This window comes from Saccharopolyspora indica (genome assembly GCF_027853965.1).
GTDB classification, from domain to species: domain Bacteria; phylum Actinomycetota; class Actinomycetes; order Mycobacteriales; family Pseudonocardiaceae; genus Saccharopolyspora; species Saccharopolyspora indica.
Genome location: NZ_JAQGLB010000016.1, coordinates 163,938 through 189,075, shown reverse-complemented (window position 1 = coordinate 189,075; position 25,138 = coordinate 163,938). Strand labels below are relative to the sequence as shown.

General features: G+C 70.7%; 22 protein-coding genes. 11 read left to right on the top strand and 11 right to left on the bottom strand.

The genetic code is table 11. The features are described from left to right. Nucleotides 1-43: 43 nt before the first annotated feature. Nucleotides 44-1,411 (bottom strand): cystathionine beta-synthase, encoded by a 1,368-nt coding sequence (locus OU416_RS29135; protein WP_270930231.1) that lies wholly within the window; start codon nt 1,409-1,411, stop codon nt 44-46. A gap of 286 nt (nt 1,412-1,697) precedes the next feature. On the opposite strand from OU416_RS29135, the gene OU416_RS29130 reads away from it, so the two are divergent. Together OU416_RS29130 and OU416_RS29125 are read left to right on the top strand one after the other, a co-directional pair. Next, nucleotides 1,698-2,621, top strand: a complete 924-nt coding sequence (locus OU416_RS29130) for an SGNH/GDSL hydrolase family protein (RefSeq protein WP_270930230.1) — start codon at nt 1,698-1,700, stop codon at nt 2,619-2,621. A gap of 121 nt (nt 2,622-2,742) precedes the next feature. Next, nucleotides 2,743-3,963, top strand: a complete 1,221-nt coding sequence (locus tag OU416_RS29125; protein WP_270930229.1) for an acetyl-CoA C-acetyltransferase — start codon at nt 2,743-2,745, stop codon at nt 3,961-3,963. 221 nt (nt 3,964-4,184) lie between these two features. On the opposite strand, the gene OU416_RS29120 is transcribed toward OU416_RS29125, so the two are convergent. Further along, entirely contained in the window at nt 4,185-4,985 is an 801-nt protein-coding gene (locus OU416_RS29120; RefSeq protein ID WP_270930228.1) for a Bax inhibitor-1/YccA family protein, read from the bottom strand. Between the two features lie 431 nt (nt 4,986-5,416). Between OU416_RS29120 and OU416_RS29115 the strand changes: the two genes are divergently transcribed. Together OU416_RS29115 and OU416_RS29110 are read left to right on the top strand one after the other, a co-directional pair. Then, entirely contained in the window at nt 5,417-6,814 is a 1,398-nt protein-coding gene (locus OU416_RS29115) for an MSCRAMM family protein (protein WP_270930227.1), read from the top strand. Next, on the top strand, nt 6,811-7,449 hold the full coding sequence (locus tag OU416_RS29110) for a class F sortase (protein WP_270930226.1): 639 nt from the start codon (nt 6,811-6,813) through the stop codon (nt 7,447-7,449). The genes OU416_RS29115 and OU416_RS29110 overlap by 4 nt, the downstream gene beginning before the upstream one ends. A 65-nt stretch (nt 7,450-7,514) precedes the next feature. On the opposite strand, the gene yidC is transcribed toward OU416_RS29110, so the two are convergent. Continuing rightward, complete coding sequence (yidC, locus tag OU416_RS29105) at nt 7,515-8,543, bottom strand: membrane protein insertase YidC (RefSeq protein WP_270930225.1); 1,029 nt, start codon at nt 8,541-8,543, stop codon at nt 7,515-7,517. Between the two features lie 229 nt (nt 8,544-8,772). Here yidC and OU416_RS29100 point away from each other — a divergent pair, with 229 nt between their 5' ends. Beyond that, on the top strand, nt 8,773-9,750 hold the full coding sequence (locus OU416_RS29100; RefSeq protein ID WP_270930224.1) for a cation diffusion facilitator family transporter: 978 nt from the start codon (nt 8,773-8,775) through the stop codon (nt 9,748-9,750). 94 nt (nt 9,751-9,844) lie between these two features. Here the strand turns inward: OU416_RS29100 and OU416_RS29095 are convergent, their stop codons facing one another. The 3 genes from OU416_RS29095 to OU416_RS29085 all read right to left on the bottom strand — a co-directional run bounded on the left by OU416_RS29095 (nt 9,845) and on the right by OU416_RS29085 (nt 12,292). Further along, nucleotides 9,845-10,699 carry a hypothetical protein gene (locus OU416_RS29095; RefSeq protein WP_270930223.1) on the bottom strand — a complete coding sequence of 285 codons (855 nt, stop codon included), beginning with the start codon at nt 10,697-10,699 and terminating at the stop codon, nt 9,845-9,847. Nucleotides 10,700-11,028: 329 nt separating this feature from the next. Continuing rightward, nucleotides 11,029-11,589, bottom strand: a complete 561-nt coding sequence (locus OU416_RS29090) for a DUF4232 domain-containing protein (RefSeq protein WP_270930222.1) — start codon at nt 11,587-11,589, stop codon at nt 11,029-11,031. A gap of 133 nt (nt 11,590-11,722) precedes the next feature. Beyond that, nucleotides 11,723-12,292: a helix-turn-helix domain-containing protein gene (locus tag OU416_RS29085; protein ID WP_270930221.1), complete on the bottom strand. Its 570-nt coding sequence runs from the start codon at nt 12,290-12,292 to the stop codon at nt 11,723-11,725. Nucleotides 12,293-12,337: 45 nt separating this feature from the next. Here OU416_RS29085 and OU416_RS29080 point away from each other — a divergent pair, with 45 nt between their 5' ends. After that, a complete protein-coding gene (locus OU416_RS29080) occupies nt 12,338-13,237 on the top strand; it encodes an alpha/beta hydrolase (RefSeq protein WP_270930220.1) in 900 nt (299 codons plus the stop codon). Between the two features lie 21 nt (nt 13,238-13,258). Further along, entirely contained in the window at nt 13,259-14,107 is an 849-nt protein-coding gene (locus tag OU416_RS29075; RefSeq protein ID WP_270930219.1) for a CPBP family intramembrane glutamic endopeptidase, read from the top strand. Nucleotides 14,108-14,216: 109 nt separating this feature from the next. Here the strand turns inward: OU416_RS29075 and OU416_RS29070 are convergent, their stop codons facing one another. Continuing rightward, nucleotides 14,217-15,125, bottom strand: a complete 909-nt coding sequence (locus OU416_RS29070; RefSeq protein ID WP_270930218.1) for a PDR/VanB family oxidoreductase — start codon at nt 15,123-15,125, stop codon at nt 14,217-14,219. Between the two features lie 12 nt (nt 15,126-15,137). Beyond that, complete coding sequence (locus OU416_RS29065) at nt 15,138-15,773, bottom strand: MSMEG_1061 family FMN-dependent PPOX-type flavoprotein (RefSeq protein ID WP_270930217.1); 636 nt, start codon at nt 15,771-15,773, stop codon at nt 15,138-15,140. Nucleotides 15,774-15,840: 67 nt separating this feature from the next. Here OU416_RS29065 and OU416_RS29060 point away from each other — a divergent pair, with 67 nt between their 5' ends. Together OU416_RS29060 and OU416_RS29055 are read left to right on the top strand one after the other, a co-directional pair. Further along, nucleotides 15,841-16,464, top strand: coding sequence for a TetR/AcrR family transcriptional regulator (locus OU416_RS29060; protein ID WP_270930216.1), 624 nt, complete (start codon nt 15,841-15,843; stop codon nt 16,462-16,464). A 379-nt stretch (nt 16,465-16,843) separates the two neighbouring features. Further along, the gene (locus OU416_RS29055; RefSeq protein WP_270930215.1) at nt 16,844-17,494 is read left to right on the top strand and encodes a DUF3800 domain-containing protein; all 651 of its coding nucleotides are present in this window, start codon (nt 16,844-16,846) and stop codon (nt 17,492-17,494) included. Between the two features lie 196 nt (nt 17,495-17,690). On the opposite strand, the gene OU416_RS29050 is transcribed toward OU416_RS29055, so the two are convergent. Continuing rightward, nucleotides 17,691-18,338, bottom strand: coding sequence for a TetR/AcrR family transcriptional regulator (locus OU416_RS29050; RefSeq protein ID WP_270930214.1), 648 nt, complete (start codon nt 18,336-18,338; stop codon nt 17,691-17,693). Between the two features lie 162 nt (nt 18,339-18,500). Here OU416_RS29050 and OU416_RS29045 point away from each other — a divergent pair, with 162 nt between their 5' ends. Together OU416_RS29045 and OU416_RS29040 are read left to right on the top strand one after the other, a co-directional pair. Beyond that, a complete protein-coding gene (locus OU416_RS29045; protein WP_270930213.1) occupies nt 18,501-21,221 on the top strand; it encodes an MMPL family transporter in 2,721 nt (906 codons plus the stop codon). 5 nt (nt 21,222-21,226) lie between these two features. Continuing rightward, entirely contained in the window at nt 21,227-23,260 is a 2,034-nt protein-coding gene (locus tag OU416_RS29040) for a YhgE/Pip family protein (RefSeq protein ID WP_270930212.1), read from the top strand. Nucleotides 23,261-23,375: 115 nt separating this feature from the next. Here the strand turns inward: OU416_RS29040 and OU416_RS29035 are convergent, their stop codons facing one another. Both OU416_RS29035 and OU416_RS29030 read right to left on the bottom strand, forming a co-directional pair. Further along, nucleotides 23,376-24,227, bottom strand: coding sequence for a potassium channel family protein (locus OU416_RS29035; protein ID WP_270930211.1), 852 nt, complete (start codon nt 24,225-24,227; stop codon nt 23,376-23,378). 58 nt (nt 24,228-24,285) lie between these two features. Further along, nucleotides 24,286-25,137 carry an SWIM zinc finger family protein gene (locus OU416_RS29030; protein WP_270930210.1) on the bottom strand — a complete coding sequence of 284 codons (852 nt, stop codon included), beginning with the start codon at nt 25,135-25,137 and terminating at the stop codon, nt 24,286-24,288. Nucleotide 25,138 lies beyond the last annotated feature (1 nt).

Sequence of the window (25,138 nt, the reverse complement as noted above, 5' to 3'; positions counted from 1 at the left end):
TATCTGATGACCGGGCAGCGTAGTGCCGTTCCGTAACAAGTCGTCATCGACCGGCGATGAATCCAAGCACATCTTGTCGGGTGACCACTCCGGCGGGCTTGCCGTCGATCAACACCATCGCTCCGTCGGCCCCGGCCAGCGCGGCCATCGCACGGCTGACCTCCTCGCCCGCGCCGATGGTCGGCAGCGGCGCGGACATGTGCGCCTCGACCCGGTCGGCCAGGTTCGCGCGGCCGGCGAACAGCGCGTCCAGCAGGTCGCGCTCGTTGACCGCGCCCGCGACCTCGGCGGCCATGATCGGCGGCTCCGCGCGCACCACCGGCATCTGCGAGACGCCGAACTCGCGCATGATCGCCACCGCCTCGGCGACGGTCTCGTTCGGGTGAACGTGCACCAGGTCCGGGATGGTGCCGTCCTTGCGGCGCAGCACGTCGCCGACCGAGCCACCCGCGTGGTCCGGCGACAGGAAGCCGTAGGAGGCCATCCACGAGTCGTTGAAGACCTTGGTCAGGTAGCCGCGGCCGCCGTCGGGCAGCAGCACCACGATCACGTCGTCCGGGTCCGCGGTCTCCGCGATCTCCAGGGCCGCCGCGACCGCCATCCCGCAGGAACCGCCGACCAGCAGCGCCTCCTCGCGGGCCAGCCGCCGGGTCATCTCGAACGAGGCCGCGTCGGAGACCGCCACGATCTGGTCGCAGATCCCGCGGTCGTAGGTGGTCGGCCAGAAGTCCTCGCCGACGCCCTCCACCAGGTAGGGCCGCCCGTTGCCGCCGGAGTAGACCGAGCCCTCCGGGTCGGCTCCGATCACCTTCACCCGGCCGTCGGAGACCTTCTTCAGGTACTCGCCGGTGCCGGAGATGGTGCCGCCGGTGCCGATGCCCGCGACGAAGTGCGTCACCTTGCCCTCGGTCTGCGCCCAGATCTCCGGGCCGGTGGAGTGCACGTGGGACTCCGGGTTGGCCGGGTTGGCGTACTGGTTCGGCTTCCAGGCGCCCTCGATCTCCTGGACCAGGCGGTCGGAGACGCTGTAGTAGGAGTCCGGGTGCTCCGGCTCGACCGCCGTCGGGCACACCACGACCTCGGCGCCGTAGGCCTTGAGGACGTTGCGCTTGTCCTCGCTGACCTTGTCCGGGCAGACGAAGACGCAGCGGTAGCCCTTGCGCTGCGCGACCATGGCCAGGCCGACACCGGTGTTGCCGGAGGTCGGCTCCACGATCGTCCCGCCGGGCCGCAGCTCGCCGGAGGCCTCGGCGGCCTCGATCATGCGCTGCGCGATGCGGTCCTTCACGCTGCCACCGGGGTTGAGGTATTCGACCTTGGCCAGCACCCGCGCCTTGCCGGTTGCCACCGCGTTCAACCGCACCAGGGGGGTGTTGCCCACCAGGTCGGTGACGTGCTCGACGTAGTCCACGTCCGGTCCTCGATCCTTCCCAGACTGCTGTTGTGGCAACGAGCCTAATCTGCTGGTCACCGCCCAACCCACCGAGGCTTTTCCCGTTCGGTTCCCAGTCCCGTGAAACCCGCCCGGCACCCGGCGCGACATATCGGTGGGGAGCGAATTCGCGTTCCCCGGCGTTGTATCCACAACGGGATCTCCTCGCCGCGCGGACCGGGCGGAGCGGGGCGAGGATGACCCATCCCGTTCGACGCGGCCGGCCGGTGGCCCGGGCGGCCTGGACCGGTTCAGGGAGGGCCGCATGATCGCAGCGAAGGCACTCCGGCTCGCCTTGCTGGCGGCGGGCACCGCGGGTGGGCTCTCCGGCGCCGCGTACGGACTGCTCAACGGGCAGTCCAAGTACGCGCGGCGGGTGATCGGCCCGCCCGCGAACGACCCGCTGCGCGCCGACGGCGTCCACCTGCCCGACGGCACCGGTCCGGTGCCGCGGCGGGAGCTGCCCGCCGGGGCCGAGCCGCTGGAGTTCGCGGTGCTCGGCGACTCCGCCGCGGCCGGGCTGGGCGTCGACTTCCCGGCCGAGCTGCCCGGGGTGCGGATGGCGCGCGGGCTCGCCGAGGAGCTGGACCGGCCGGTCGCGCTGACCACCCGCGCCATCGTCGGCACCACCTCCCAGGAGCTGTCGGCGCAGGTCGACGCCGTGCTGGCGCGACCGCCTCGGTTGGCGCTGATCATCATCGGGGCCAACGACGTCACCTCGAAGCTGGCGGTCGCGGCGTGCGCCGAGCTGCTGGGCGATGCGGTGCGGCGGCTGGTCGAGGCCGATGTGGCGGTGGTCGTCGGCACCTGCCCGGACCTGGGCGCGATCCGCCCCATCCCGCAGCCGCTGCGGTCGGTCGCGCGGCGCTGGAGCCTGGCGCTCGGCCGCGCGCAGCGGCGGGCGGTGGAGGCGGCGGGCGGGCACGCCGTTCCGCTGGCCGACCTGCTGTCGCCGGAGTTCCTGGCCAGGCCGGGCGAGTTCTTCAGCCCGGACCGGTTCCACCCGTCGGCGGCCGGGTACGAGGCAGCGGCGGCGATCCTGCTGCCCGCGATGTGCGCGGCGATCGGCGAGTGGGAGGGCGGTCCGCTGCCGGCCGCGCCGACCCGGTCCGAGGCGGCCGAGGCCCGCCGCCCGACCAGCCGCATCGTGGCGAGCCTCAACCGCCGCCTGCACCGCCGGACCTCCTGACGTACCAATCGGTCGGTTGTTTCCTTGTCCGGTGACCGCGGTCACCGCCAAGATGGAGCCAGCGGATCTAAAGTGACCGACCAGTAGGTCAACGCCCGCGACTGCGAACGAAGGAGTTCCCATGCCCGAAGCAGTCATCGTCGCCACCGCCCGATCCCCCATCGGCCGCGCAGGCAAGGGGTCGCTGAAGGACCTCCGGCCGGACGACCTCACCGCGCAGGTCATCCGCGCCGCGCTGGACAAGGTGCCCGAGCTCGACCCGGCCGAGATCGACGACCTGATGCTCGGCTGCGGCCTGCCCGGCGGCGAGCAGGGCTACAACATGGCGCGCGTGGTCTCGGTGCTGCTCGGCTACGACCAGCTGCCCGGCACCACCGTCACCCGCTACTGCTCGTCGAGCCTGCAGACCAGCCGGATGGCGCTGCACGCCATCAAGGCCGGCGAGGGCGACGTGTTCATCAGCGCGGGCGTCGAGATGGTCTCCCGGTTCGCCAAGGGCAACTCCGACTCGCTCGAGGACACCAAGAACCCGCTGTTCGCCGACGCCCAGGCGCGCACCCAGCAGACCGCCGAGCAGGGCGCGGACTCCTGGACCGACCCGCGCACCCTGGACGTCGTGCCGGACGTCTACATCCCGATGGGCCAGACCGCGGAGAACCTGGCGCGGGTCAAGGGCATCAGCCGCGACGAGATGGACGACTTCGGCGTCCGCTCGCAGAACCTGGCCGAGAAGGCGATCGCCAACGGCTTCTGGGCCCGCGAGATCACCCCGGTCACCACCCCGGACGGCACCGTCGTCTCCGCCGACGACGGCCCGCGCGCGGGCGTGACCAAGGAGGGCGTGTCCGGCCTCAAGCCGGTGTTCCGCCCGGACGGCCGGATCACCGCGGGCAACTGCTGCCCGCTCAACGACGGCGCCGCCGCCCTGGTGATCATGAGCGACACCAAGGCCAAGCAGCTGGGCCTGACCCCGCTGGCGCGCATCGTGTCCACCGGCGTCTCGGGCCTGTCGCCGGAGATCATGGGCTTGGGCCCGGTCGAGGCGTCGAAGCAGGCGCTCAAGCGGGCCGGCCTGGGCATCGGCGACATCGACCTGGTGGAGATCAACGAGGCGTTCGCCGCCCAGGTGATCCCGTCCTACCAGGACCTGGGCATCCCGCTGGAGAAGCTGAACGTCAACGGCGGCGCGATCGCGGTGGGCCACCCGTTCGGCATGACCGGCGCCCGCATCACGACGACGCTGATCAACTCCCTGCAGTGGCACGACAAGCAGTTCGGCCTGGAGACCATGTGCGTCGGCGGCGGCCAGGGCATGGCCATGGTCCTCGAACGCCTCAGCTGAGCGTGACCGGTGAAGGGCACCTTTTAGCAACTTACTTGCCTGAAGGTGCCCTTCACCGCTCCCCCGCCCGAGTGGTGCCACGCGATCAGGGGATGAGCGAAGGGCACCTTTCGCCAGGTTAGTTGGCGGAAGGTGCCCTTCACCTCGAAGCGATCGCGTGAAGCGGGGCCCTGTCGTCCGGATCGGACGGCAGGGCCCCGCTTCGCGTTCTGGTGGGGGGGTCAGTCGCGCTGGAAGTAGGAGAGCAGGCGCAGGATCTCCAGGTAGAGCCAGACCAGCGTGGTCATCAGGCCGAAGGCGATGTACCAGGAGAACTTGGCGTCCACACCGCTCTTGATCGCCTGGTCGGCGGCGTCGAAGTCCAGCAGGAAGCTGAACGCCGCGATGCCGATGCACAGCAGGCTGAAGCCGATGGCCAGCATCGGGCTGCCGCTGCCGTCGCGCAGGCCGAGGCCGCCCGGGGTGAACATGCCTGCGATCAGGTTGACCAGCATCAGCACCGCGGCACCGGCCGCCGCGCCGATGATCCACTTGGTCAGCTTCGGGGTGACGCGGATCGCGCCGGTCTTGTAGACCACCAGCATGGCCGCGAAGACACCGATGGTGCCCGCGATGGCCTGCATCACGATGGCCGGGTTGTCGACCAGCATGGCGAACACGTAGCTGATGCCGCCGAGGAACACGCCCTCGACCGCGGAGTAGGCGATGACCAGCCCGGGGCTGACCTTCTTCTTGAAGATGATCACCAGCGAGATGACCAGACCGATGATCGCGGCGGGCAGCGCCAGCGCGACGGCGGTCGGGCCGATCAGGTACGTCAGCGTGCCGGTGACCACCGCCAGGCCGAGGGTGATCGCGGTCTTGGTGACCACGTCGTCGATGGTCATCGGACGCGAGGTCTGCGGCGGCGCCGCCGGTGCCTCGCCGAAGGGCGAAGCGGGCTGCCCCTGGCCGTAGTTGAAGTTCGCGTAACCGCCGGTCGTCGGCAGGTTGCGGAACGCGGGGTTGCTCGTTGTGCGCAACTCATCCTCCTGGGCGTGCTTGCGCCGTCACTCGGAACAACGCTCGGCAGCGCTGACCGGTTCCCGGATCGGTAAAAGCGACTTTACCCGTCGGTACGGGATGTCCCCATCTCCCCCGGAAACTAACCGGTATCGATTTCCGGCGATCTCGATCACATCCGGTCGCCAACCTTTCTACGCCGCTGCACCGGGTGAGCAGAAATGGGTGATCGCCACCACTCGACTCGGCTCAACGGGTGATAGCGGCGAGTCGGATCGTCTTGATCTTCAACTTGGAGTGATCGACAGCATCAACCGGATGACCTCTTGTTGACACGCTCCGTGATCGGAAGTATCGCGTCGGGCGCCCGCGCGATTCCTGGTCGGGGTTCAGCAGAACGAACGAGCGGCGCCGCATCACCTCCACCACCGGAACTGGAGCTCGCATGCGCATGTTCAAGAAATGGGTCACGGCGGTGCTGGGCACCGCCGTGCTCGCCGGGGGGAGCCTGCTGGCCCTCCCCGGTGCCGCCAGCGCCGACCCGCAGGAAGCGGTCGGCCACGAGACGCGGCCCGGGCAGCCGTACCGGGGCAACCCGGACCCGGCCCGCGACTGGCTCGGCTCCTACCTCGTCAACGGCCAGCAGGTGTGGTGCGTGCAGTTCGCGCACACCGCACCGGACAGCGGCGAGGAGTACCAGCCGGGCGACGAGCTCAAGACCAAGTGGGGCACCGCGCTCCCCGCCGACACCGCCGCCGACATCTCCTACCTGCTGCTGCGCTACGGCAACACGCAGTCGCCCGACGAGGCCGCCGCGCTCGCGCACCTGCTGCACTCGTGGACCGCCGCGCCGCGCAGCCAGGCCGACCTGGACCCGAACAACGACTTCAAGCGGATCGCCTACGACGTCGAGGCCCACCTGGCCAAGCTGCCGCAGGGCGCACAGGCCGCCGTGGAGTCGTTCAAGTCCGAGGCCAGCGCGAACCGCGGGCCGTGGGAAGCCGCGCTGACCGCGCCGGAGGGCGAGCAGACCATCGGCCAGGCCGCGGAGTGGACCCTGACCGTGCAGGGCCCCGGCGGCAAGGGCATCGGTGGCGTTCCGGTGCAGCTGACCACCACCGACGTCGAGATCGAGGGCGTCGAGGCCAACGGCACCGTCACCACGCCGGAGGACGGCAGCCCGCTGGTGCTCCGGGTGACGCCGACCGGGCCGAACCCGAAGGTCGCCGGGAAGCTGTCCGCCCCGGCCGAGCGGCCCTACGTGCGGCAGGCCGTCAACCAGCCCGACACCACCCAGCGCGTGGTGTCCACCGGCGGTGAGCAGGAGCTCTCCGTCGAGGCCGCGACCACCGCGGTGACCGCGCCGGGCGTGGTGAAGGTCGGCAAGACCGACTCGGAGAGCCAGGCGGGCATCGCCGGTGTCTCGCTGCGCGTGACCGCCGCCGACGGCTCGCCCGCCGTGCGCCAGGACGGCACCCCGCTGGTCGGCGAGGACGGCGAGCCCGTCGTGGTCGTCACCGGCGAGGACGGCACCGTCGAGGTCCCCGACCTGCGCACCCCGCAGGAGATCACCCTCACCGAGGTCAAGCCCGCCCCCGGCTACGAGGAGGCCTTCGACGAGGCCAACCCGCCGTCGGTGACCGGCACCGTCGAGCCCGGTCAGACGCTGGAGCTGAGCCTGGTCAACAAGCCGAACACGCCCACCGTGCCGATCCGCATCCCGGCCGGTGACCCGACCGAGGAGGGCGTGCCCGCCGGGCTGCTCGGCCTGGCCGGGCTGACCGCCGTCACCGTGATCGGCGGGACCGGATTCGCGCTGCGCAGGCGGATCGGGGCGCGGAAGCAGTGACAGCTCGGCGCCGCTCCCTGTTCGTCGTGCTGGCGGTCGCGGTGATCGCCCTGGTCGCGGTGGCCGTCGTGGTCACCGGGAACCTGTTCACCGCGCCCACCACCAGCACGGCCGCGGACCAGCCCGTGCCGCCGCGCGAAGCGGCCGCGGCGGCTCCGCAAGCCCTGCCCGCGCAGCCGGTGCACGTGCCCGCCGGGCAGCCACCGGGCACCGTCCGGCTGCCGCAGGGCGGCACGGCCGAGCTCGTGCGCAAGGAGATCGACCGGTCCGGCACGCTGCCGGTGCCCGACGGCGTCGACGAGGCGACCTGGTGGGGCGCCGGGCTCGACGCCCCGAAGGGCGCCACGGTGCTGGCCGGGCACGTCAACTGGAAGGGCTCGATCGGCCCGTTCGAGGAGCTGTGGGAGGCCCGGAACGGCCAGCCCGTGACCGTCGTCGACGACGCGGGCACGGAGTGGCGCTACCAGGTCTCCGAGGTCGTCACCGTGCACAAGGACGACCTGCCCGCCCGGGCCCGCGAGCTGTTCGGGCAGGGCGGCGAGCACCGGCTGGTGCTGGTGACCTGCGGTGGCCGCTACGTCGGCGGCGACCTCGGCTACGACGAGAACCGCATCGTCATCGCCACCCCGGCCTGACCGGGAACGACGAGAAGGGCCGGTGGATCTCTCCACCGGCCCTTCTTCACGTCGTCAGTCGCAGGTCATCGTCGTTTCTTGCCCTTCTTGGCCGACGCCGCCTGCTTGCCGGGGCGGTTCTTCTTCGCGCCCTGCTGGCGGTTGCCCTGCCGCTGGCCGTTGGTGCTGCTCTTCGGCTTGGTCGCCGTGGTGGTGGTCGTCGAGGCCGACTCCTCGTCGGCGTCCTTGCCGTCCTGGCGCACCGGCTTCTGACCCGGCTTCGGCCGCGGGGCGGACTTCTTGGCCTCGATCTCCTTGGCCTTCTCCCGCTCCTGCTCGCGGTCGATCTTCTTGGTCAGGAAGTGCTGCTGGCCCAGGGTCCAGATGTTGTTGGCCAGCCAGTACAGCAGGACCGCGATCGGCAGGAACCAACCGGAGATGATCGCGCCGATCGGCGCGACGTACATCATGAACTTGGCCATCATGGCCGACTGCGGGTTGGCCATCGCGGCGTCGGTCTGCTTCTTCATCGACAGGCGCATCGTGAAGAAGGTGGCCACCGACGCGATGATCATCAGCGGGATGCCGACGATCATCATCGAGGTGCGGTCGGTGCCGAACAGCGCGAGTTCCTGCTCCGGCTGGGTGATCCAGTTCGACAGCTTCGCGCCGAAGATCGAGGCGTTGATGAACGACTCGACACCGGCCTTGTCGAAGATGAAGTTGCTCTCCGCGCCCGGGACGAAGTTCCGCAGGACGTGGAACAGGCTCAGGAAGACCGGGATCTGCAGCAGCGCGGGCAGGCAGCCGCCGAGCGGGTTCACCCCGTGCTCGGACTGCAGCTTCTGCATCTCCTGCGCCATGCGCTGCCGGTCGTTCTTGTACTTCTCGCGCAGCTTCTGGATGTGCGGGGCGAACTTCGCCATCTTGCGGCCGGCCCGCATCTGGCTGATGGCCGGCTTGAGCAGCACCACGCGCAGCGTGAAGACCAGGAAGAACACCGCGAGTGCCCAGGCGAATCCGTTGTCCTCGCCGAGCACGGCGCCGAAGATCTTGTGCCAGAACCACAAGATCGCCGACACCGGGTAGAGGATGAAGGAGAAGAAGCTTTCCACTCAGTCACTCCTGGTCTTGGGCCACGGGACATGGCCCGCCTGTCCGGTGCTACCGGGGCGTGCGCGGCCAGCCGAACCGCGCAGGGTCGGCCATTCCCAGGGTGCCATGCCGGTTCGCGCACCAACCGTCGCCCCCCGAAAGGGGGATATATAGCACAGAGCGTCACAGGGCGGATCAGGCCTGCCCGGCCTAGCGTGTTCGCCATCTCGAACGACACGGGGGTGGCGGATGGCCGACGCGGAGAAGGGCGGCGAGAGCACGCTGACGGTGCTGGTCGCGCTGGGCATCAACCTGGCCATCGCGGTGCTGAAGGCGATCGCCGGGGCGATCACCGGCTCGGCCGCGATGCTCGCCGAGGCCGGGCACTCGGTGGCCGACACCTGCACCGAGGTGTTCCTGCTGACCGCGCTGCGGCGCTCCGGCAAGCCCGCCGACGCCCGCCACCCGTTCGGCTACGGCAAGGAGCGGTACTTCTGGTCGCTGATCGCCGCGATCAGCATCTTCGTCTCCGGCGCGGTGTTCGCCTTCGTCGAGGGCTTCCGCACCCTGTTCGGCGAACCGCAGGAGCAGACCCAGCCGCTGGTCGGCTACGTCGTGCTCGCCCTGGCCTTCGTGCTGGAGAGCGTGTCCTGGCTGCGCGCGATGCGGCAGGTGCGGGCCGAGGCCGCCGCGGACGGCGACACGATCCTGCACCACCTGCGGGTCTCCGACGATCCGACGGTCAAGACGGTGCTGCTGGAGGACAGCGCGGCGCTGGCCGGGCTGCTGCTGGCCTTCGCCGGGCTCGGGCTGCACGACCTCACCGGGTCGAGCGTCTGGGACGGCCTGGGCTCGATCGCGATCGGCCTGCTGCTCGCGCTGGTGGCCTACACGATGGCCCGCACCAACCTCGGCCTGCTCATCGGTCAGCAGGCGGACCGCAGGCTGCTGACCGACGTGCGCCGCAGGCTGGCCGAGCAGCCGGAGGTGGACAGCGTGGTGGACCTGCTGTCGATGAACGTCGGCACCGACCGGGTGCTGTGCTGCGCCCGGGTGGACTTCGCCGCGGCGCTGGATTCCACCGCGCTGGAGCACGCGGTGGTGCGCATCGACGGGATGCTGCGCGAGGAGTTCCCCGAGCTGGACGAGGTGTTCCTGGAACCGGTGCCGCGCACCGACCCGGAGCTGCGCGCCCGGGTCCTCGCCCGCTACGGCCACCCGCTGTGAGCGTTTCCGCAGTTCAGTGACCGTGAGCGTTTTGTGGTGCCATAGCCCCTCAAAACGCTCACGGTCTTTTACCTGCAGATCTGCTGCCGAGAGCTCAGCGCTTCAGCGCACGCGCGACGATCCGGCCGCCGAACAGGTAGATCAGCGCGGCCAGGCCGTAGTTGAGCACCACGCCGATCGTCGCGTCGCCCGGCTGGAAGATGTCACCCAGACCGAACACGAAGATCTTCGCGGTCCCGTAGGTGAACGAGACGAAGCCGTTCTCCTGGTTCGCGCCGGTCAGCACGAAGATGATGTGCAGCACGAAGATCAGCGCGATCAGCCCGGTGAACACGCCGATCAGGCGGCCGATGGTGTCCGCGCTGGGCCCGCTGAACCCGGACCCGCGGTCGTCGTAGCGGTCCTCCCGGGGCGCCCGCTCCCGGCGGCGTTCACGGCGCGGCTCCTCGTACCGGTCGTCGTAGTCGTCCTGGTAGCGGTCGTCGTGGCGGCTGTCGCGCCGGTCGTCGTAGTGGTCGTAGTAGGCCGCCCGGTAGCCGTCGTCGTAGGCGTCGCGGATGCGGGCCTCGTCGCGACGGCCCTCGGCGTAGGGATCCTCGCGGCTGCTCAGGCGATCGGCGTCCGGCTCGCGGTAGGCGGGCGGTTCGTCGAGCCCGTCCAGGCGCTGCTGAACCCGCGTCGCCGGGTACTGGTTCGGCGGCGGCCCCTGCGGAGCGCCGGGTGGCGGCCCCTGCGGAGCGATGCCGGGCGGCGGGCCTTGCGGAGCGCCGGGCGGCGGACCCTGCGGTCCTGCGCCAGGCGGGCCCTGCGGAGGTGCGCCGGGCGGCATGCCCGGACGAGCGCCGGGCGGCATCGGCGGGCCCTGCTGACCTGCACCGGGCGGCATCGGCGGTGCGCCGGGCGGCGGGCCTGCCGGTCCGGGCGGCTGCCCGGGGCCGGGCGGGCCCATCCGCCGCGTCTCCTGGGCCTGCGGCGGCTGCCCCTCCGGAGGCACCGGCCGGGGCGGTCCGGGCGGCACCTGCCCGGGCGGTGCCTGCGGCGGGCGACCCGGGGGAACCTGCCCCTGCGGCGGTCCGTCCTGCGGACGTCCCGGCGGCGGCCCGGACGGTCCGGGACCCGGCCGGCCGACTGGAGGCTCTGCACGCTCATTGGCCATGACCGCGCATTGTCTCGGGCGATCACCGCGCGCGAAACCCCCACCCCCGGGCGCTGCCCGTGGTGCGCACCACAATTGCCCCGAACAGCCCTGCTGACCAGCGCGAAGCACAGCCGTTCAGCTCAGCGGACGGCCCAGGCGTTCACCGCCAGTCGGCCGGTGGTGCCCAGATCGACCCCGCCGTCCGGTTCGACGACCTGCGCCGGTTCGCCCTCGGCCGGTGCGATCTCCAGGTAGCTGCCGTTGACAGCGGCCTCGGTGCTCGTCACCTCGTTGCGCCACAGGACCCGCGCGGTCACCTGCTCGCCCGGCCGCAGCGTCACCGGCTCGGGCGGCGCGTCGTAGCTGTCCGGCGCGCTGACCGGCTGCGACCCGTTGCCGACCACGATGTCCAGCGGCTGCCGGTCGGCGTCCAGCACCCGGACCACCGGAAAGCCGTTCACGGTGTGCTCACCGGTGCCGCAGTTGGTCAGCACGATGCCCATCGCCCGCGAGAACATCGCGGTGTCCACCTGCCCCCCGGTGATCTTCACGCCGGATTCCGGGCAACCCGCGGCCTCGCTGGTCGGAACCGGCTCCGGCGGTGGCGGCGACGGTTCGGGGCCGGTGCAGGCGACGAGCAGCGCGGCACCGCCGAGCAGAGCGCCGAAGCGGCCGAAAAGCGTTGCGGGAGTGGCGTTCACGGATTGATCTTTCCACACCGCGTGCGTTCCGCGAGCCCGGAACCTCCGGTCATGGTTCGCAACACGAAACTCGTCCTCACCGGCAGCGCCGCGCTGCTGGCCACCGCCGCACTGGGCGCGTTCGTCCTGGTGATCACCGCGGTTCAGCTGGGGGCTCGTGCTCGCCGGGAGGTTCCGCCGCGTTGTCCGGGACGGCGATGAGGCTGAACACGTGGCGGACCCGGTCGGGCGTCGGGGCGTTGCCCGTGCGCGCGACGACCGCCGCGTCCAGCTCCTCGATCAGCTCGGTGAACTCCTCCTTCGTCAACCACACCGGGCCCTGCCGGTAGGCGACGCCGTCGCCTGCGGGGTTCGCGCCGTCGCTGGCGAGGTAGCGCTCGAAGTCGGCCATGAGCGATGCCGAGAACGCGGTGAACGCGCGCCGGTGGTCTTCGATCCCCATCGTCTCCCGGGCTCGCGGGTCCACCACCGCCTGCTCCTGGCGCACCCGGTAGCTGCGCTCGACCGTGCCGCGCACCCGCTTCTCCTCCACGACCTCCAGCACGCCCGCCTCCGCGAGCACCGCGACGTGCCGGTACATCGTCGCCGGCGCGATGTCCGGGAGCCGTTCGCGCAGCTGCGCGGTGGTCAGCGGATCCGAGCCGAACAGCGTCTGCAGGATGCGCGCCCGGACTGGGTGCAGGAGGAGGTCCGCGGATGCCATGGACCAACGATCTCATACCTGATAACGTTCTCAAAACTGAGAACAATGAGAGGGTGGGACTTGCGAGACCTGGACATGACGGCCACCGCGGACGACGGGCTGCCGCTGATGGGCACGCTGACGCTGCCCACCGGCCCCGGCCCGCACCCGGCAGTCCTGCTGCTGCACGGCTCCGGCCGGGTGGACCGCGACTCCAACGCCGGCAGGCTCCGCCTGGAGCTCGGCGCGCCGCTGGCCACCGCGCTCGCGGCGAAGGGGATCGCGTCCCTGCGCTACGACCGGCGCGGAGTCGGCGAGACTCCCGGCAACTGGCGGACGACCGGATTCACCGACAACACCCGGGACGCCGCGGCAGCCCTCCGCGCGCTGGCCGGGCGCCCCGAGATCCGGAGCGTCGGCGTCGTCGGCCACAGCGAAGGCGCGCTGCACGCCATGTCGCTCGGCTCGGATCCGCAGGTCCGAGCGGTGGTGCTGCTGGCAGGGTTCGCCCGCCTCGGCGAGGACGCCCTGCGCTGGCAGGGCCGGATGATCGCCCGCGACTTCCCCGCAGCGGTGCGGCCGCTGCTGCGGCGGCTGGGCAACCGGCACCTGAACCGGATCAAGGCGACCACCGCCGACGCGGCGCGCGTCCACGGCTTGCCGGTGAACACCCGGTGGTTCCGGGAGATGCTCGCGCACGACCCGCGCCCGGCCCTGGCCGAGATCGACGCCCCGGTGCTGGCGATCACCGGCGGCAAGGACCACCAGGTCGACCCCGCCGACCTGGCCGAGATCGACCGGCTGGTTCCCGGCGAGGTGGAGACCCACCGGATCCCCGACCTGACCCACCTGCTGCGCCGGAACCCCGGCCGCGCCTCGGTCCGCGCCTACCCCGGCCAGCTGCGCCGACCGGTGGACGCCGCGCTGCTGGCGCTGGTGACCGGCTGGCTCGCCGACCGGCTCTGAAACGACCCGAAAGGAACTGCTGTGAGCACCGCAAACGCCGCCCGCCAGAAGAGCGGCATCGTCCTCTTCCTGTTCGTCACGTTCGCGACCGCCTGGGCGTCCTGGGGCGTCGCGATCCTGCTCGGCGGGCCCGCGATGAGCCCGCCCACCGTCATCCCCTACCTGCTCGGCGCCTTCGGCCCGATGTTCGGCGCGATCGTGATCCGCCTGCGCCGCGCCGTCCGCCGCCAGCCCGCACCAGCGCACTCGGTGCGATTGCCGCTGATAGGCCTGCTGTGGACGCCGGTCCTGCTGGCGGTGGCGGCCGCGACCGTGGTCGGCGGCGCGCTGATCGCGCAGCAGCTGGGCGGCCCGCCGGTGAGCCTGAACTCGGCGTTGACCCTGGTCCAGATGTCCGGCGGCCCGCTGACGTTCGTGGCGGTCATGCTCGTCGTCGGCCCGCTGAGCGAGGAGTTCGGCTGGCGCGGCACCCTGCACCCGCGCCTGCGCGGCAGGATGGGCCGTCTGCTGACCGGGCTGCTGCTGGGTGTCATCTGGTCGATCTGGCACCTGCCGCTGTTCTTCATCACCGGAACCGTCCAGAACGCCTTCGGCATGTTCACCCTCAGCGGCCTGACCTACCTGCTCAGCGTGATCCCGATGGCTCTCCTGGCGGGGTACGGCTACGACCGGGCGGGCGTCCTCGGCGCAGTGGCGATCCACTTCGGCGGCAACGCGACGATGTCCCTGGTCGGGGTGACCGAACTCCTCCCCCAGGCCCTGATCGTGGGAGTCCAGGCAGTGGTCGCCCTGCTCCTGCTGGCCGTGCACCGCGAGCGCAAGGAGGTCACCACCCCCGAACCGGCTCACCGGCACCCCGTCCCGGCCTGAGTTGAGAACCCGCGCCGCCGGGCCCACCCCAGGCCCGGCGGCGCGACGCGTGGATTCCGCGGCCGTGCGGGGATGATTCCGCCCCCACCACCGCCGTTGAAGAACGGGTTCAGAGGTCGACGACGAGGCGGGGCGACAGCGCGCGGGAGACGCAGCAGTACATGCGGCCGGGCGGCGCACCGATGTCGTCCCGGTGCTCCGGTTCCCCGTCGAGAACGGTGATCTCGCAGCTCCCGCACACTCCTTCGCGGCAGCCCGCCGGTACTGGGAACCCCGCGTGGTGCAACGCGTTCAGCACCGTGTCCCCCGCGTCGACCTGCACGCTCCGCCCGGACCTGGCGCACTGCACCTCGAACGGTTCGTTCGGCGCGAACTGCTTGGCCACCGGCCGGAAGCGCTCGATGCGCAAGCGCTGCTCGGCGAACGCCGCCTCGGCCGCGTCGAGCATCGACTCGGGACCGCAGCAGTACACCAGCGTTCGAGGGCTCAGCTCGGCTGCCAGCTCGGCGAAGTCGGGTCTGCCGTGCTCCTCGGTGGCGAAGAGGCGCACCCGATCTCCGTGGACCGCCCGGAGTTCCTCCGCGAAGGGCATCGCGGCCACCGACCTGCCCGCGTAGACCAGCGTCACCGAGGCTCCGGCTCCGACCGCCGCCGCCAGCATCGGCACGATGGGGGTGATGCCGATACCACCGGCGATGAACAGGTATTCCGGTGCGGGCGCCAAGGGGAAGTTGTTGCGCGGCAACGACACTTCGAGCGCGCGACCGGTGCGCAAGAACAGGTGGACGTACTCCGAGCCGCCCCGGCTGAGCCGGTCGTGGCGGACGGCGACGCGGTAGCTGTCGCGATCGGCCGGGTCACCGCACAACGAGTACTGCCGGGTCAACCAGTTGGGCAGTGCGAGGTCCACGTGCGCACCCGGTTCCCAGGGCGCCAGCGGCCCGTCGGCACCGCGCAGGACGAGCGCGACGACGTCCTCGGCGACCGGCTCCACCTGTTCGAGCACTGTTCGCTGCATGACCGGATCACCTCAGTACAGTTGCCGGTAGGCGGTTTCGAGCGTCTTCTCCAGCACCGCCGGATCGCCGCCCATCTGCTCGGCGGCCATCTCGCCGACGGACGGCAACTCCTCGGCCAGGTCCTGGCTCGCGGGATCCCACAGCCGGGACCGGAGCAGCGCCCGCCCGCAGTGGAAGAACACCTCCTCCACCGCGACGACGATCGCCAGTTCCGCTTCCTTGCCCTCGATCCGCATCCGGGCGAGCACGTCCGGCTCGTCGGTCGGGTACGCGCGGCCGTTGACGCGCAGCACTTCTCGCACTCCGGGGACGACGAACATCAGCCCGATCCCGTCGTTCTCGGCGAGGTTGTGGAACGAGTCGGCGAGCTTGTTGCCCGGCCGGTCGGGAATCGCGAGCGTGCGCTCGTCGAGCACCTTGACGAACCCCGGGTAGTCGCCGCGCGGCGAGCAGTCGGGCAGGCCGGTCGCATCCGACGTGGCCATCGCCAGGAACGGGCAATGAGCGATGAAGCGGTGGCTGTGCCGATCGATGCGGTCCTGGACCTTGGTCTTGCCCACGGCGCTCGGCTCCCCGAGCCGGGCCCGGACCGCCGCGAACGAGATCCGGCGCGGGCGCGTTCTGCTGACGATATCCGTGCTGGTCATGACACAATAATGAGCAATTACTCGACTTGTGCGCTACTCGCTTTCGCGCCGATTCGCAGGGGGTGCCATGCCGCCGGACCACCGTCGGCTCCAGCCGCGCAAACAGCCGCGCCAGGTCCGGGCCGAGCTGACCCGCCAGCGCATCCTCACCGCCGCTGCTCACGTTTTCGCCGAGCACGGCTACGCCGCGGGGACCACGAACCGCATCGCCGAGCGGGCGCGGATCTCGATCGGTTCGCTGTACCAGTACTACCCGAACAAGGACGCGATCCTCGCCGAGCTGCTGACCCGCCACCTCGACGGCGACCGGTCCACCGCAGCCCTCCGCCAGTGCTCGGACACGCCGGAACCGCTCGACGACACGGTCCGCGCCTTCGTGCGAGCGGTGATCGAGAACCACCACGACGACCCGCGGTTGCTGCGGATCATGCTCGAGCAGGCACCCCGCTCCGGCGAGCTGCTGGAGCGGATGGCCCGTTACGAGCGGGAGATGATCGGACACCTGCGCGACCTCTTCGACCGCCACCCGGAAGTCCAGGTCCAGGACAAGGACACCGCAGCCCGCCTCGTGGCGTCCACTGTGGAGCTGACCGTGCACCCGCTCGTCGCCGCCCCCGGCCCCATCGACACCGCACGACTGGAGAACGAGCTGGTAGCGATGATCACCACCTACCTCCGCACGAACCGCTGAAACCCGCAGCGCGAGGTTCCGGCACGGAGGCAGCCCGCGAAACATGACGACGTCGCCCAGATTCCCGACCACAAGACGGAAACCGATCAGGAACTCCTCCCGAAGCGCGTCACCGCATTACTCAATTTCAGTGTGATCATCACTCTTCACCGCTCACCAACATGACTCCGGGCACGCCGACCTGCCAAGATCCGCACGTCTGGCGATCGAGGCACGAACAGACCGCAACGCTCTTGCTCCGCAAGAACCGTCAACTCCAAGCACGCATCGAGTCTCGAAGCGGGATGCTGCGCAACTTGTGATCGCCAGAGCAGTCGGCACTGCAGGCGGCTGTCCCGAGCACCGTCCATCAAGACGGAGTCATCGACGGAGAAGATTCGTGGCAGACATCTTCATGTACGCCGATGAGACCGGCAATCTCGACTACCAGCAGCACGAAGGCGCTTCGCGCTTCTTCGGCATCGCTACGGCAGTCATCCGGGATCACGGCATGGCCCTCAACGAAGCGCTGCAGTTGCGCGCCGAACTGCACGCGCGCGGGGTGGGTTTGAAGAAGGGCTTCTTCCACGCGACCGATGACAGCCACCCGACGAGGAAAGAGGTGTACGCGCTCATCGCGGAGCAGGGATGGCGACTGGACGCCACGATGCTCGACAAGCACGAGGCGTACGACCACGTCCGCGAAGCAGGCGAGGTCTACCTGTACAAGATGGCTTGGTACCTGCACTTCAAGTACCTCGCGCCTCGCGTCGCGGCCAAGGGCGACCGCCTGTTCGTCGTGGCCGCGACTCTCGGGACCAATGCCCGCAAGAGAGCATTCGAGTCGGCGCTTCACGACGTGTGCCAAGTGCAGGGACCCAACGGCCGGGACGTGCACCTCTGCCACTGGCCCGCGCCCACCTCGTGGGGGCTGCAAGTCGCCGACTACGCAGCATGGGCTGTGCAGCGAAAGCTGGAGAAGGGCAAGGAGGAGTACTGGGGCATGATCAGCGACTCGCTGCAGAGCTGCTTCGAGCCCTGGACAAAGTAAGAGGCCGGCTACCCCTTGGGGGAGAGCCCCCCTGGGGCTCTTGTCACCGGCCTGGTGCCATTCAACCTGGAACGTCGCTGCAGGTCAACGATGCGCGGACAGCATCACTCTTTTGCGTCCGACTGCCGAAGGCGTCGCCACCACCGCTACTGCCGAGGTCGGATGAGGACAGGTCTATCTGGCCGAACACCGGCCGTCAGGCGTTCTTGGGCGTGATGAGGGCTGTGGCGACGCGGGGGAAGATTTCGGTGAATAACGTGCTCATGTTGGGGTCGCTGTTGCTGAAGACCGCTCGTTCCAGTTCTGCGTCGTAGATCGCGATCAGGGCTCGGACCGCGTCGCGGGTGTCCACGTCCGCTTGCATGCCCAGTTCGTCGAGGGCGTGCTGCATCAGCTCCGCCACCGCTTCGGTGACCTGGACCAGGTACTCGCCCGCTCGGAGGCGCAGCTGCGGGCTGCGGAGGGCGTGGGCGCGGAACTCCGTCAGCAGCAGGTACCAGGTCTTGTCCGCGACCAGCGATTCCGCGCACGCCGCGCCGATCTGGAGGATGGCGTCGTGCACCGAGCGGTCTTCGCCGGTCGGTGCCACCGCTTTCTCGATGATCTCCCTGGTCTGGTCGATGCGGGCGGTCATCTCCTCCTCGTAGACGGCGAGGAACAGGTCTTCCTTCGTCTCGAAGTTGGAGTAGAAGGCGCCGCGGCTGAAGCCGGCCGCTTCGCAGATCAGCTCGACCGGGGCGTCCCGGATGCTGTGTTCGAGGAACACCTGCCGGGCAGCGGCGATCAGCCGTCGACGGGTCTCCGCGCGGCGACGTGTTTCGCGTCGTTGCGGCTGATCGGTCATGGGCTTGAGTCTCCCGCTCAGTGTTTCGCCTCACAGTTCGGCTGCGAGGGCGGCGCCGGTGATCTCGGGAAATATACAGTGTGCATCGAATACATCGTGTATCGCATGCATCGCGTATCGCATGCGCCGTGTATCGACCTCTTCGCTGCGGGAGTGTTCCGGTTGTCGTCTTTGCTGTACCGACTCGGGCGGGCCGTGGTCCGCGCCAGGGCATGGGTGCTGGTCGCCTGGCTCGCGCTGCTCGCAGCGCTGGGCGGTGGCGCGTTCTTCCTGCAACAGGGGATGGAGACCAGTCTCGAGATCCCCGGGGCCGAATCGCAGGAGGCGCTGGACCACCTCAACAACGTCTTCCCGCAGATGACCGGGTCGCGGGCGCAGCTGGTGTTCACCGCGCCCGCGGGCCAGCAGGTGGACTCGCCGCAGGTCAGGGAGGCCTTCGAAGGCCTCATCGACCGCGTCTCGCAGTGGGACGGCGTGGACGCCGTGATGAGCCCGCTCGACGAGCTGGTGGACAACCAGGTCTCCGAGGACCGCAGCACCGGCTTGATCAACATGCAGTTCGACTTCCCGCCGCTGGACGTGCCGGAGCAGGTCAAGAACGACCTGCTCGGCGAGGCCGATGCGCTGGAGCGGCAGCTCGGCCCGGGCGCCGAGGTGCACGTAGGCGGCGACATCTTCGCCAACGCCATGCCCGCGCTGGGCGCCACCGAGGCCGTCGGCGTGGTCGTCGCGCTGCTGGTGCTGCTGCTGTTGCTGCGATCGCTGATCGCCGCGGTGATGCCGCTGATCACCGCGCTCGTCGGCGTCGGCGTGTCGATGACGATCGTGCTGCTGACCACCGCGGTCACCGAGGTCTCCTCGGCCGCGCCGATGCTCGGCGTGATGCTGGGTCTGGCCGTGGGCATCGACTACTCGCTGTTCATCGTGTCCCGGCACCGCGAGCAGCTCGCCGCAGGCGTCGGCGTCACCGAGTCCATCGCGCGCTCGGTGGCCACCGCGGGCTCGGCGGTGATCTTCGCCGGGGTCACGGTGATCATCGCGCTGCTGGCGCTGGCGGTCCCCGGGATCACCTTCCTGACCACGATGGGCGTGCTGGCCGGCGTCGCGATCGCGGTCGGCGTCGCGGTGTCGCTGACCATGATCCCGGCGCTGCTCAGCTTCGCGGGCGAGCGGCTGCGGCCGGTCAAGGTGCGGCGCAGGCGGGCGGCCAAGCCGCGGCGCGAGCGCCGCTCCTTCGCGCTGACCTGGGTGCGGGCGGTCACCAAGGCGCCGCTGGTGACGATCGCGCTGGTCGTCGCGGCCCTCGGCGTGTGCACGCTGCCGATGGTGGACCTGAAGCTGTCGGTGCCCGACGCGAGCGCCCAGGCCGCCGGGACCCCGGCGCGCGACACCTACGACCACGTCGCCGAGAAGTTCGGCCCCGGTTTCAACAGCCCGCTGATGGTCACCACCGACATCATCGGCAGCAAGGACCCGCTCGGCATGGTCAACGGCATCGCCGACGAGATCCGGGCGATGCCGGGCGTGGCCGCGGTGCCGATGGCCACGCCGAACCCGACCATCGACACCGGCATCATCCAGGTGGTGCCGACCACCGGCGGCGAATCCGACGAGACCGCCGACCTGGTGCACCGGCTGCGCGCGATGAGCCCGCACTTCGCCGAGAAGTACGGCTCGGGCATCGCGGTGACCGGCGTGACCGCGATCGGCATCGACCTGTCCGAGAAGCTCTTCGACGCGCTGCTGCCGTTCGCGCTCATCGTGGTCGGGCTGACGCTGGTGCTGCTGGCGATGGTGTTCCGGTCGGTGTGGGTGCCGGTCAAGGCCGCGCTCGGCTACCTGCTGTCGGTCGGTGCGACCTTCGGCGCGGTGGCGTTCGTGTTCAACCAGGGCCACCTGGCCGGGCCGCTGAACGTGGCGCACGTCGGCGGGGTCATCAGCTTCATGCCGATCCTGCTGATGGCGATCCTGTTCGGGCTGGCCATGGACTACGAGGTCTTCCTGGTCTCCCGGATGCGCGAGGAGTACACCCACCACGGCGATGCGAAGCGGGCCATCGAGTCCGGCTTCACCAACGTCGCGCCGGTGGTGGTGGCCGCCGCGGTCATCATGATCTCGGTGTTCGCCGCGTTCGTCCCGCACGGCGACGCCAACATCAAGCCCATCGCGTTCGGGCTCGCGGTCGGCGTGTTCGTCGACGCGTTCCTGGTCCGGATGACGCTGGTGCCCGCGGTGATGGCGCTGCTCGGGGACAAGGCCTGGTGGCTGCCGCGCTGGCTGGCCCGCCGGCTGCCCGCGCTGGACGTGGAGGGCGAGGCGCTGCAGCACGAGCTGCGGCTGGCCGAGTGGCCGGGCAACGACGAGGTGGTCAGCGCCCGCGGCCTGAGCATCCAGGACGACCGCGGTGACCAGGTCGTCGGCGGGGTGCGGATCAACCTGCGCCCCGGCGGGGTGCTCGCGGTGGAGGGCGACGGCTCGTCCGCGCTGCTGCACGCGCTCGGCGGTCGGGTCCGCACCGTGCAGGGCGACCTGCGGGTGGCCGGGTTCCTGCTGCCGCAGCGAGCGCGGGCGGTGCGGTCGCGCACCGCGCTGATCCAGTGCCGGAGCAGCGCCGGACCTGCCGCCGAAGTCCGGGAGGCCGTCGCCGAAGGCGTGCGGCTGGTGCTGCTCGACGAGGCCGACGCCATCGCCGACGCCGAACAGCGCCGCCAGCTGGCCGCCCTGCTCCACGGATCGTCCACTTCGGATGGATCTCCGGTGAGCTTCGTCGTGACCTACCAGAACCCGAGCCTGATCTCCGACATGCTGCCGGAGCACCGGGTCGACGTTCTGCGGCTCTCCGCGCGCCCGAGCGTGCTCGCGGGCCGCCTCCAGGAGGTTTGAGGGCAATGAAGAACCCGTTCACGCAGGCCACCCGGCGCGCCGGAGGTTCGGTCGGACGGCTGACCTGGATCGGGCTGGCCCTGGTCCCGGTGCTCGTCGTCGGCGTGCTGGCCTGGGCCTTCTGGGCGCCGATGAGCCAGCACGGCGCCGCCAAGGTCGCGGTGGTCAACGCCGACGAGCCGACCACCATCAACGGGCAGATGGCGCCGCTGGGCCGGGAGATGGCCGCGAAGCTGGTCAACAGCACCGATTCCGGCTACGTCTGGCAGATCACCGCCGCCGAGGACGCCGAGGAGGGTCTGGCCGAGGGCCGCTACGCCGCCGCGGTGACCATCCCCGAGGCGTTCTCCCGCAACACCGCGTCGGTGATGACCGGTGAGCCGCTGGACGCCACCCGCGCCGGGATCACCGTGCAGACCTCGCCGGTGGCCGCTCCGGCCGATGCGGCGGCGGTGGAATCCGCTGCGCGGCAGAGCGTTTCGGTGTTCAACCAGCAGATCCTGGAGATGCTGCTCGACGGGTTCTACGGCGGCTTCTCGGAGATGCACGGGCAGCTGGGCACCGCGGTCGACGGCGCGCGGCAGCTCGCCGACGGCAGCGGGCAGCTCGCCGACGGCACGCGGCAGCTGGCCGACGGCGTCGGTCAGCTCTCCGGCGGTGTCGGCGAGCTGGCGGGCGGTGTGCCGCAGCTGGCCGATGGTGGTTCGCAGCTCGCCGACGGCGCGAAGCAGCTGTCCGGCGGGCTGAACCAGCTGCACCAGCAGGTCTCGCAGATGCCCGCGCAGACCCGGCAGCTGGCCGACGGCGCGGAGCAGGTCGCCGCGGGCAACCGCGCGATGGCCGACCAGTTCGTCCCGCTCGCCGACCAGATCCTCGCCGCGACCGAGCTGATCCCCGACTCCCCCAAGCTCGACGGGCTCGACAAGATCGCCGAGCAGTGCCCCGCCGAGGGCCTGACCTCGGACTTCTGCACCCGGCTGCGCGCCCAGATCGACCAGGTCACGCAGCGCGAAGGCGTGCTCGACGGCATCAAGGAGAAGATCCAGGCGCCGGTGAAGCAGGCGCGGGACGGTTTCGAGGGCCTCGCCTACGGTTCCGAGCAGGTCGCCACGGGCACCCGGATGCTCGCCGACTCCTCCGGCCAGCTGGTCGGCGGGATCGGCCAGCTCGCCGACGGCGGCTCGCAGCTCGCCGACGGCGCGCAGCAGCTCTCCGGCGGCCTGAACCAGCTCAACGGCGGTGTTCAGGAGCTCAACGGCGGCGTCCAGGAGCTCGACGGCGGGGTGGGCCAGCTGGTCTCCGGTGCCGAGCAGGTCGCGAACGGCAACCGGCAGTTCGCCGACCAGATCGGCCCGGCGGCCGACCAACTGCCCAACTACACCGACGAGGAGCGCGCGCACCTCAAGACGGTGGCGGCCAGCCCGGCCGCGCTGCAGTCGGACCTGCCCGGCTTCGGCAAGTCGCTGATCGCGCTGCTGATCGCCGTCGCGTTCTGGACGGCGGCGCTGGGCATCTACGCGGTGACCAGGGCGGTGCCGGAGAACGCGGCGAGCTCGCGCCGGTCCACCTGGCGGCTGGTCCTCGGCTCGCTGCTGCCCGGAACGCTGATCGCGGCGATCGGAGCGGTCGTGGTCAGCGCGGCGCTGGCCCCGTTCCTGGGACTCGGCTTCGGCTCCTGGGCGGCCTTCGCCGGCGTGACCCTGTTGGCAGCGCTGGCCTTCGTGTCGCTCAACCAGGCCCTGATCGCCCTGCTCGGCAACACCGGCCGCGTCGTCGCGATCGCGGTCCTGGTGCTGGCGGCGGCCACCGGAGTGGTCTCCACGATCCCCGGCTTCCTCCAGACCACGAGCGCCTTCCTGCCCACCCACGGCGCGGTCCAGGCCCTCTCCGCGATCGTGACGGGATCGGGCGGAGCCACCAGCGGAGCCCTCCAACTCCTCGCCTGGCTGGCCGCAGGCCTCCTGTTCACCGTCCTCGCGGTAGACCGAGCCCGCGTCCTCCCCGCCAAACAACTCCGCCGCACCCGCCCCGCCTGGTGAGTCCATCCCGGCGAAGGGCACCTTTCCCCAAGTAACTCGGTGAAAGGTGCCCTTCACCCCTCCCCTGGACGGGTGATGGAACACGGTGAAGGGCACCTTTTAGCCGCTTACTTGCCTAAAGGTGCCCTTCACCGCTCCGCTGGGCGGGGTTCGCTGGGGTGGGCGTTCTGGTTTTCGTCTCCGTGATCGTGTGGTGGAGGGAGCTGATCTCCTGGCGCAGTGCGGCGATCTCCGCGCGCAGCTGGGCGGTTTCGGCGTCGGCCGACTGCGTCAGCGAGCGTTCGAGACCGCCGAACTTCTCGACGAACCAGGAGGCGATGCTCCCGGTGACCACGCCGAGCATGGCGATCCCGGCGATCATCAAGCCGGTCGCGATGAGCTTGCCCTGGCCGGTGGTGGGGTAGTAGTCGCCGTAGCCGACGGTGGTGATCGTGGTCATCGTCCACCACAGCGCATCCGACAGCGTGTTGATCGGCGAATCCGGGCTGTCGCGTTCGGCTTCCAGCACCGCGAGGGCGGCCGACACGCCGAGCAGCACGATGGCACCGGACACGTACAGCACGACCTGCCCGCGCACCCTGGCCTGCACCCGCCGGTTGAGCAGGACGAGCACGGTGACCAGGCGGAGCACGCGCAGCTGCCGCAGCGCCGGGAGGACGATGACGATCAGGTCGAGCAGGTTGCGCCGGAAGAACCTCCAGCGCCGTCGTGCCAGCGCGAGCCGGACGAGGTAGTCACCGGCGAAGACCGCCCAGATCGCCCACATCGACGCGGAGAGGGTCTGCTGGCGGTCGGGGGTGAGCCGGGTGTCCAGGACCGACCAGGCGTAGAGGCCGAGGAACAGCACCGACAGCCCGATCAGCGGCCACTCCGTGCGCCGCTCCCACCGGTCGAGCCGCGACTCCTCGCCGTCGCTCGCAGGCTGGACGACGGCTGGAGGCGGGGCATCGCGGCGCTCGCTTTCCATGGCGAGCCATCTTGCCCCATTCGGGTGAACTGTGCGACCTGTTCGGAGCAACAACCGCTCACGACACCGGGCGACCGTCAGCGCTGGGCAGAAGTGCCCGGGCCCGGTCCGCCGCGGCGGCGGCCAGCGCGGCGAGTCCCGCGGTGTCGACCGGCGCCTCGACCTCGACGTCCGACAGCAGCGGTGCCAGGTCCAGCGGAGCCACCAGCACCGGGCCGGGGCCTTCCGGCAGCGGCACCGCCGGAGCCGCCCACGCCTCGGCCGCCGAGGTGCCCGGCTGGACCTCGCCGGACTCCGCGTCCTGCCGCGCGTTTCGGCGGTGCAGCTCCTCGGTCAGCTCGTCCTCGGCCCGGCCGCGCACCAGCAGCAGGACGAACGGGTCCCGGTCCAGCAGCCAGGAGACCTGGTAGGCCAGCGCCGCCGCGTGCTCGCACGGGCTGTCCCAGCCCGGGCAGTCGCATTCCGGTTCGAGGTCGCCGTAGCCGGGCAGCAGCCGGGCGCCGACGTCGTCGGCGGTGTCGACCAGGTCCACCGGCATGTCACGCTCGAGCAGCGCGGCGATGTGCCCGGCGCGGCTCGCCACCCGGTCCAGGAAGCGTTCCCAGCGCGATCCGGTCAGCTCGGCTAGGTGCACTTCGGTGCGGTGCGGCTGGTCGGGATCACCGTCGTGCACCGGCGCGATGATCCGCCCGGGGCTGACCGTGATCGCGCCGACCTGCCCGGCGAAGGCGTAGCGGCGGCCCTTCTTCAGCTGCTCCGGGTCGAGGGCGGTGCGCTCCATCGCCTCGATCCACGCGTTGCCCCACCAGGTGTCGGCGAACTTCTTGCCGTACCGCTTGCCCGGCGGGAAGGCTGGGAAGGTCAGCGCGCGCACCGGCTCGTCGTCGAATTCCTCGCAGTCCCAGGTCATC

What these genes read in the sequence shown, in the direction of transcription:
- OU416_RS29130 (WP_270930230.1), top strand. Translation starts at nt 1,698, where the DNA reads ATGATCGCAGCGAAGGCACTCCGGCTCGCCTTGCTGGCGGCGGGCACC.
- OU416_RS29125 (WP_270930229.1), top strand. Translation starts at nt 2,743, where the DNA reads ATGCCCGAAGCAGTCATCGTCGCCACCGCCCGATCCCCCATCGGCCGC.
- OU416_RS29115 (WP_270930227.1), top strand. Translation starts at nt 5,417, where the DNA reads ATGTTCAAGAAATGGGTCACGGCGGTGCTGGGCACCGCCGTGCTCGCC.
- OU416_RS29100 (WP_270930224.1), top strand. Translation starts at nt 8,773, where the DNA reads ATGGCCGACGCGGAGAAGGGCGGCGAGAGCACGCTGACGGTGCTGGTC.
- OU416_RS29095 (WP_270930223.1), bottom strand. Translation starts at nt 10,699, where the DNA reads ATGGGCCCGCCCGGCCCCGGGCAGCCGCCCGGACCGGCAGGCCCGCCG.
- OU416_RS29085 (WP_270930221.1), bottom strand. Translation starts at nt 12,292, where the DNA reads ATGGCATCCGCGGACCTCCTCCTGCACCCAGTCCGGGCGCGCATCCTG.
- OU416_RS29080 (WP_270930220.1), top strand. Translation starts at nt 12,338, where the DNA reads ATGAGAGGGTGGGACTTGCGAGACCTGGACATGACGGCCACCGCGGAC.
- OU416_RS29070 (WP_270930218.1), bottom strand. Translation starts at nt 15,125, where the DNA reads ATGCAGCGAACAGTGCTCGAACAGGTGGAGCCGGTCGCCGAGGACGTC.
- OU416_RS29065 (WP_270930217.1), bottom strand. Translation starts at nt 15,773, where the DNA reads ATGACCAGCACGGATATCGTCAGCAGAACGCGCCCGCGCCGGATCTCG.
- OU416_RS29060 (WP_270930216.1), top strand. Translation starts at nt 15,841, where the DNA reads ATGCCGCCGGACCACCGTCGGCTCCAGCCGCGCAAACAGCCGCGCCAG.
- OU416_RS29050 (WP_270930214.1), bottom strand. Translation starts at nt 18,338, where the DNA reads ATGACCGATCAGCCGCAACGACGCGAAACACGTCGCCGCGCGGAGACC.
- OU416_RS29040 (WP_270930212.1), top strand. Translation starts at nt 21,227, where the DNA reads ATGAAGAACCCGTTCACGCAGGCCACCCGGCGCGCCGGAGGTTCGGTC.
- OU416_RS29035 (WP_270930211.1), bottom strand. Translation starts at nt 24,227, where the DNA reads ATGGAAAGCGAGCGCCGCGATGCCCCGCCTCCAGCCGTCGTCCAGCCT.
- OU416_RS29030 (WP_270930210.1), bottom strand. Translation starts at nt 25,137, where the DNA reads ATGACCTGGGACTGCGAGGAATTCGACGACGAGCCGGTGCGCGCGCTG.